The organism is Phaeodactylibacter xiamenensis, from assembly GCF_000759025.1.
Lineage (GTDB): Bacteria > Bacteroidota > Bacteroidia > Chitinophagales > Saprospiraceae > Phaeodactylibacter > Phaeodactylibacter xiamenensis.
The window spans coordinates 122,577-129,727 of record NZ_JPOS01000033.1; the positions used below are offsets into that span (position 1 = coordinate 122,577).

The window sequence follows — 7,151 nt, forward strand, 5'->3', positions numbered from 1 at the left end:
CAGATTGAGATAAGTTAGACAAAGTATTGGGCCAGCGCACTCATTTTGTGATTATAAAGTGCCAGAAAAAGCAGACGGGCGCTCTGTGAAAAGAGGTGACTTTGGCGCACTTATGACCGCCGCCCCTTGCGTATCCGCTCCAAAAGGCTGTATCTTGCCCCTATGAAGTACCCCATTGGCATACAAAGCTTCCGCAAAATCCGCGAAGAGGGATATGTGTACGTGGACAAGACCCGGCAGATTTACGACCTGATGGGGCATGGGAATTATTTTTTTCTGTCCCGGCCGCGCCGCTTCGGCAAGTCGCTTCTGCTGTCTACATTGTACGAGTTGTATACCGGTCAGGAAGCACTGTTCCGGGATTTATGGATACATGCGCACTGGGATTGGCAGGCAGCGCCCCGGCCAGTCATCTGGCTGAAGTTTGCCCAAATAGATTACAAAACGAAAGGGTTGGAGGCAGCGCTGTTGGCCGAGGTCCATCGTGTCGCGAAGGAGCTGGGGGTAAGCCTGTCTGAAGATACCCTGAAAAGCAGTTTTTCAGAGTTGCTGTACGAGGTGGGGCGATCGCAGAAGGTTGTTCTGCTCATAGACGAGTACGATAAACCGATCATTGATTATCTGGACGACACGCCGCAAGCAGAAGCGAACCGGGATGTCCTGAAGAATTTTTACTCGGTGCTCAAAGATGCTGACCCCTATATCGAGTTTTTGTTCCTGACCGGGGTGTCCGCCTTCAGCAAAGTGAGTATTTTTTCGGACCTGAACAACCTGTCCAACATTACCCTTTCCCCTCAGGGCTACACCTTGCTGGGTATCACCCAGGAAGAGCTGGACACGGTTTTTGAGGCCTCTATGCAGGCCCACGACCGCAGCAAGGTGCGCGAGTGGTACAACGGCTACAGCTGGGGCGGGGAGGAGCGCCTGTACAACCCGTTTTCCATCCTGCGTTTTTTGCAGAGCGGGCAGTACCAGAACTACTGGTTTGAGACGGGCACACCGACGTTTCTGGTGGGGGAAATGCGCAAGCACCGTTTCTTTAATATGTCTGGCTTTCAGACGGCCATTAATGACCTGGTCAATTTTGATTATGCACGCTTAAACCCTATCAGCGTACTGTTTCAGACCGGCTATCTGACCATCCGCCACTACGACCCTGAGCTGCTCATCTATACCCTTGATTACCCAAACCGTGAAGTGCGCTCCTCTTTGGAACAGCTCCTCATGAGCGAATACATGGACTATCCGCCGCAGGGTGCGCTGCCCAGGGTCGTTAATATCCTGCAAGCATTGCGCCACCGAGATTTAGAGGCTGTGGTGGACATCCTCAATGCGGCTTTCGCCGAAATCCCCTACGAGCACTGGCAAAAAGAGAATGAACACTTTTACCACGCGCTCATCCACCTTACCTTCAGCCTCTTGGGGGCTTACACCCGCTCTGAAGTCCACACGGCCCGCGGCCGCTGCGATGCCCTTGTGGAAACCGCCGATTACCTTTACGCCTTCGAGTTCAAGCTCGACCGGCCGGTGGCGGAAGCCCTGCAGCAAATCCGGGAGAAAGGCTACCTGTCGGCCTACGCGGACAGCCCGAAGGAGAAGATTGGCGTGGGCGTCAGTTTTTCCACGGAGCAGAAGGGGATTGTGGATTGGGGGGTGGAGGGCGTTTAGCGATGTGCGCTTTCAGGAAGTGTTAATTTTCTCGGTCAACATTGCAGGTTTAAAAATATTGGCTTATATTTGGTGGAATTGTATATTTTTATTTTTTGATTCTTAAATATAGAGCTCTATGAAACCCCCCCCCGGTTCCCATTGCTGTTTCAAAACTTAATTTGGTTTTTGCTGTGCGTTCTGATAGTGTTATCAGCCCGCTTTTGATTCCTTTAACCTTGCGCCAAATGGCAAGCTGTAGGCTGCCTTAATCTGTATACCTCAATGAAATCATTCCCATTTTACAAGCAACTTGATGCTATGGACTGCGGTCCAAGCTGTCTGCGCATGATCGCAAAACATTATGGCAAGTCTTATACCCTTCAATATCTTAGAGATATCTCTTATATCGATCGTGAAGGGGTAAGCCTTAAAGGTATTAGTGAAGCTGCCGAAAGAATTGGTTTTCAACCTATGGCAGTCAAGATTCCCTTTTCTGCGCAGGGAGAAGCCCCCTCACTTTTAGTGGCTCCACTTCCGGTAATTGCTCATTGGAAGCAAAACCACTTTTTAGTAGTTTACAAAGCCAATAAAAAACATGTATGGGTCGCAGATCCAGGAGCCGGTAAATTCAGGCTCCCAGCGCAAGAATTTAGGGCAGGTTGGTTATCTGATGGGCAGAAGGGGGTATGCTTGTTGCTATCGCCGGGAGGCCACTTTTATCAGGAAGAAGAGGACCAGAGTAAGCCTTTAGGATTCGCTTATCTCCTGCAATATTTAAAACCCCATCGCGGGCTGCTCTCTCAACTTGTGATCGGACTGTTGTTGGGCTCGCTGTTTTCTTTAGTATTTCCCTTTCTGACGCAGTCAGTCGTAGATATCGGTATACAAAACCAGAATATAGGGTTTATATATTTGATACTCATCGGGCACTTGGTCTTATTTATAAGCCAAACTGCGGTAAGGTTCATACAAAACTGGATACTGCTCCACATTGGCACTCGTATCAATATCAGCCTCATCAACGATTTTCTTTCTCGTCTTATGAGGCTTCCCATCGGTTTTTTTGATACCAAAATGACGGGCGACTTGCTGCAGCGCATAGGTGACCATCGGCGGATCGAGGTTTTTCTGACACAATCGGCTTTATCTGTTATTTTCTCCGTTTTTAATCTAGTCATTTTCAGTTTTGTACTGCTTTATTACTCGGTCACCATTTTTTAATTTTTGCAGTTGCCGCAGCCTTGTATATGATTTGGATTGCATTCTTTCTTAGGAGAAGGCGGGAGATTGATTACCGTGCTTTTCAGCAAATGTCTGACAATCAAGATACCCTTATCGAGTTGGTACAGGGTATGCAGGAAATAAAACTGCAAGATAGTCAGGCCAAGCGGCGCTGGCGGTGGGCTGAAATTCAAGCCAAGCTTTTCAAGGTTCAGATCAAGTCACTGGCTATCACACAATACCAGGATGGTGGCGCCACTTTTATTAGCCAGCTCAAAGATATTGTAATCACATTCATGGCTGCAAAATCAGTTATAGATGGACAGATTACGCTGGGTATGATGTTGGCGATTCAATACATATTAGGGCAGCTCAATGCACCGCTCACCCAACTGGTAGGCTTTGTACGTAGTGCCCAGGATGCGAGGATTAGCCTGGAGCGATTGGGGGAGATTCAAAACCAATCTCCTGAAGACGCCGAGGATAATGACAAGTCCACTTTGATTCCTAAAGGTGACTTGGCGCTCAATGGAGTTTATTTTCGTTATAACCAGCTCCATGACTGGACGCTGGCAGATATTAACCTCACTATACCTCGAGGGAAGGTGACGGCAATAGTAGGTGTAAGCGGGAGCGGGAAGACGACTTTGCTCAAGTTGCTGCTAGGATTTTACCAACCGGAGAAAGGCAATATAAGTATTGGATCAGCCCACCTCGAGCGTATACGACCGAGCGTTTGGAGGCGGCAATGTGGTGTGGTGATGCAGGATGGCTATATCTTCTCGGATAACATAGCCAATAATATTGCGGAAAGCGAAAAGGGGTACTTTGGCAACTACGATATTGGGAAGCTTCAACACTCGGTACATGTTGCCAACATCCGTGATTATATAGAGCAGCTGCCATTAGGTTACAATACCATTATCGGTGCCAGAGGCAATGGTATCAGCCAGGGGCAGCGGCAGCGATTGCTCATTGGGCGTGCGGTCTATAAAGACCCAGAGTTCCTTTTTTTCGATGAGGCAACTAATGCCCTCGATGCCAATAACGAGCGTGTCATTATGGAACAGCTCAACCAGTTTTTCCAGGGAAGGACAGTAGTGGTTGTAGCTCACCGATTAAGCACGGTCCGGCACGCAGACAAAATCGTGGTGATTGATCAGGGCAAGATTGTAGAAGAAGGTTGTCATGATAGTTTAGTCACAAAAGGTGGAGCTTACTACACCCTTGTGAAAAACCAATTGGAGCTCGGCAATTAACCCAGAAAAAGAATTATACCATGCCTTCACCAAATGGAATAGAGATAAGAGCAGCTGCCCCACAGGATGATTTACAGGAAATGCTTGGCCATCCTCCAGGATGGATTATGCACTTTGGGATTTCAGCTATTGGGTTGGTAATCAGTATAGGTTTATTGCTTAGTTGGCTGATCCGATATCCAGATGAATTGCCGGCTGCTGCTGTATTGGAACAGCATCGCCCACCGCACGAACTACGCTCGTTAGGCTCTGGACGTATTGATACTATACTATATAAGGATAGAGCAAGGGTGTCTAAGGATATGCCCATCATTATACTCGAAAGTGCAGCGAACTGGAAGCATGTCGAACAATTACTTAGAGGGCTACGCGAAGTGCCTGCAGAGTTGCCCTCTTTGGACGCACCGCTGGAATTGGGGAGTCTACAGAACGCCTGGGCTAGTTATGGGCAGGCAGCAAAAGATTGGAATAATTTCCGGCAGCGGTCTATTTTTCAGGAACGGCAGCATGCTATAGAGCAGGAAATACGGTCACTGCATGAGTTGAGCAGCGCTTACCGGGCACAAAAAGCAGTGTTTGAAGAAGAGCGAGCCTTAGTGCAAAGTGAAATGGAGCGCACGGATGCTTTACATCGAGAGGGTGTACGAAGTACCTACGAGTGGGAGCAGCAGCGAGTACAAGTCTTACAATACGAGCGGCAATTGAAAGCCCTTGAGGTCACCCTCCTGCAAAATGAGGTGCAAATTCAGCAGCTCATCACACAGCTTGCTAACTTAAAGGATGAATTTCTTCAAAGCCGGAATACACTGCAACGGACCCTTGAGCAAACGAGGAAACAGCTCATAGGCAGCCTGGAAGAATGGCAAGCCCAAAATCTATTGCGCAGCGCAGTCAGTGGGCAACTAGAGCTACAGCCGGATGTGCAGCCGCGGGCAGTAGTTCAGGCAGGTGCCCATCTGGGCACTGTTGTGCCTGAAGGCTATTCAGAAGAAACCATTACTTTCAACTTATTCCTGCCTGCAGCCGGCATTGGGAAAATTGATGTCGGTGCTCCGGTACGAATTAGCCTGGATGCTTACCCGGAAGCAGAGTTTGGGCAACTCACCGCTCAGATTACTTCAATAGACGAAGCTCCCCAAAGCCAAGAGGATGGCAGTTGGGCATACGGAGCCAAGGCAAACTTGCAGGATGCCCTTCGGACGAATTATGGCATCACGCTCCCTGCTACAGCACGTCTAACAGGGCAGGCGGTAGTGATTACGGAAGACCGGAGGATACTGGAACGTGTGTTCGAGCAATTCCTTGATTTAGTGAAAAATTAGAATGATTAATCTATAAAAAACCTGTCAATATGAAAATGACTTTTCAAGAACGCCTCTGGAAATTAGACCGTTTACACCATCTGGTTAGAAGAAAAGGGACTGGTAATGCCGAGGAGTTATCACAGCGTCTACAAGTTTGCGAAAGGACAATATATCAGTTATTAGACGACCTCCGCGAACTCGGTGCCTCAATTGAATATTGCCGGAAGCGCCGCTCTTACTTTTATACGCAGGATGTGGAATTTCACTTTACAGCCCTGATTAATAATCAAGGCAAAGGAGGAATAAAAGGAGGGAAAAATTTGAATTATTTTCTTCACTGCATGTATGCTGCAGTGGATGGGCGTAGTTTTATGGTATGATTGAAAGGGGGATGCTGAAAACCCCAATAGTTCGGTAATTTTTTGAAGCATTTGGATAAAACGAAAGGAAGCATCATTTTAGTGATATGCGACTATCTACTAATGATGCTTCCAGCAAGAGCCAGGCTCTTGTGGAAACGATACTAAGCAAAATTGATGGCTTAAACAAGCCGAGACGAAATTTTATCATTTCGATCATTGTACTGTATTTATCTCTACGAGGTCGATACACGTTCAAAGGCATGGAGCGATATGGCACTTACTGTGAAAAGACCTACCGACTCCAATTTGAAAAGTCATTCGATTTTCTCCAATTCAATATTGAGTTAAGTAAAGAACATTTAGGTGCTCACCGGATTATCGCCTTTGACCCAAGTTATCTTCCCAAAAGTGGGAAGCACACCCCACAGCTTGACAAATTCTGGAGTGGTTGTTTGGGTAAATCCGTCAAAGGCCTTGAAATAGGTGGTTTGGGCGTAGTCGGCATAGATGATCATACGGCTATGCCATTGGAAGCTATCCAGACGCCTGGTCAAAAAGAACTCAAAGAAAAAGGACAATCCCTGGTAGATCACTATGCCCAGTTGATCATCGAAAGGAAAGAGCAGCTTCGCCAGGTATCTAAGTATGTGGTCGTAGATGGCTATTTCTCAAAGATTTCCTTTATCGGCCCGGTTTGCAAGCAGACCGATCTAGAAGTTGTTTCTAAATTTCGTAAAGACGCTGATTTGAAATATCTCTACGCCGGTCCCAGAGAAAAAGGGCGTGGCCGGCCCAAGAAGTATAACGGTAAAATCAAGCTGAAGAAAATTGACAAAGACCAATTCCAACTGCTCCACGAAGATCAGGAGGTGAAAATATGGGGATTGATCTGTTGGGCAGTCCGTTTGAAAAGAAAGGTCAATTTAGCCTATGTTGAGTTCCTTGACGAAGGTCAGCCTACAGGCCGGTATGCCGTATACTTTTCAACGGATCTGGAACTGGATGGCCAGTTGATCTACGCTTATTATAAGGCTCGTTACCAGATTGAGTTCTTATTCAGAGATGCCAAGCAATACACTGGTTTGACTCACTGTCAATCCAGAGATGAAAAGAAGATGCATTTCCATTTCAACACCTCCTTGACGGCGGTTGGAGTAGCCAAGGCCGCCCACTACCTGGACCAGGATGTAGAACTAAGAAATGGATTTTCTTTAGCTAACGTAAAGACCTCGTATTTCAATGAACTGATACTGGATTTATTTTTATCCAACTTCGAAATCGACCCAGAACTGGAAAAAAATAAATCTGCCTTGCAAAGGCTATTGAATTTCGGCAAGATTGCCGCTTAAAAAATT

Annotated in this window: 4 protein-coding genes and 1 pseudogene; all 5 read left to right on the forward strand. The window is 47.0% G+C overall.

Annotated features, from left to right (window positions below):
- Positions 1-162: 162 nt before the first annotated feature.
- On the forward strand, positions 163-1,668 hold the full coding sequence (locus tag IX84_RS12800; protein WP_044221159.1) for an ATP-binding protein: 1,506 nt from the start codon (positions 163-165) through the stop codon (positions 1,666-1,668).
- Positions 1,669-1,932: 264 nt separating this feature from the next.
- Positions 1,933-4,130, forward strand: a pseudogene (locus IX84_RS34585) (peptidase domain-containing ABC transporter).
- A 20-nt stretch (positions 4,131-4,150) separates the two neighbouring features.
- Positions 4,151-5,452 (forward strand): HlyD family efflux transporter periplasmic adaptor subunit, encoded by a 1,302-nt coding sequence (locus IX84_RS12810; protein ID WP_081968737.1) that lies wholly within the window; start codon positions 4,151-4,153, stop codon positions 5,450-5,452.
- A 29-nt stretch (positions 5,453-5,481) separates the two neighbouring features.
- The gene (locus IX84_RS30975; protein ID WP_052515982.1) at positions 5,482-5,814 is read left to right on the forward strand and encodes an HTH domain-containing protein; all 333 of its coding nucleotides are present in this window, start codon (positions 5,482-5,484) and stop codon (positions 5,812-5,814) included.
- 86 nt (positions 5,815-5,900) lie between these two features.
- A complete protein-coding gene (locus IX84_RS12820; protein ID WP_052515835.1) occupies positions 5,901-7,145 on the forward strand; it encodes a transposase in 1,245 nt (414 codons plus the stop codon).
- Positions 7,146-7,151: the final 6 nt, after the last annotated feature.

What these genes read in the sequence shown, in the direction of transcription:
- IX84_RS12810 (WP_081968737.1), top strand. Translation starts at nt 4,151, where the DNA reads ATGCCTTCACCAAATGGAATAGAGATAAGAGCAGCTGCCCCACAGGAT.
- IX84_RS12820 (WP_052515835.1), top strand. Translation starts at nt 5,901, where the DNA reads ATGCGACTATCTACTAATGATGCTTCCAGCAAGAGCCAGGCTCTTGTG.
- IX84_RS30975 (WP_052515982.1), top strand. Translation starts at nt 5,482, where the DNA reads ATGAAAATGACTTTTCAAGAACGCCTCTGGAAATTAGACCGTTTACAC.
- IX84_RS12800 (WP_044221159.1), top strand. Translation starts at nt 163, where the DNA reads ATGAAGTACCCCATTGGCATACAAAGCTTCCGCAAAATCCGCGAAGAG.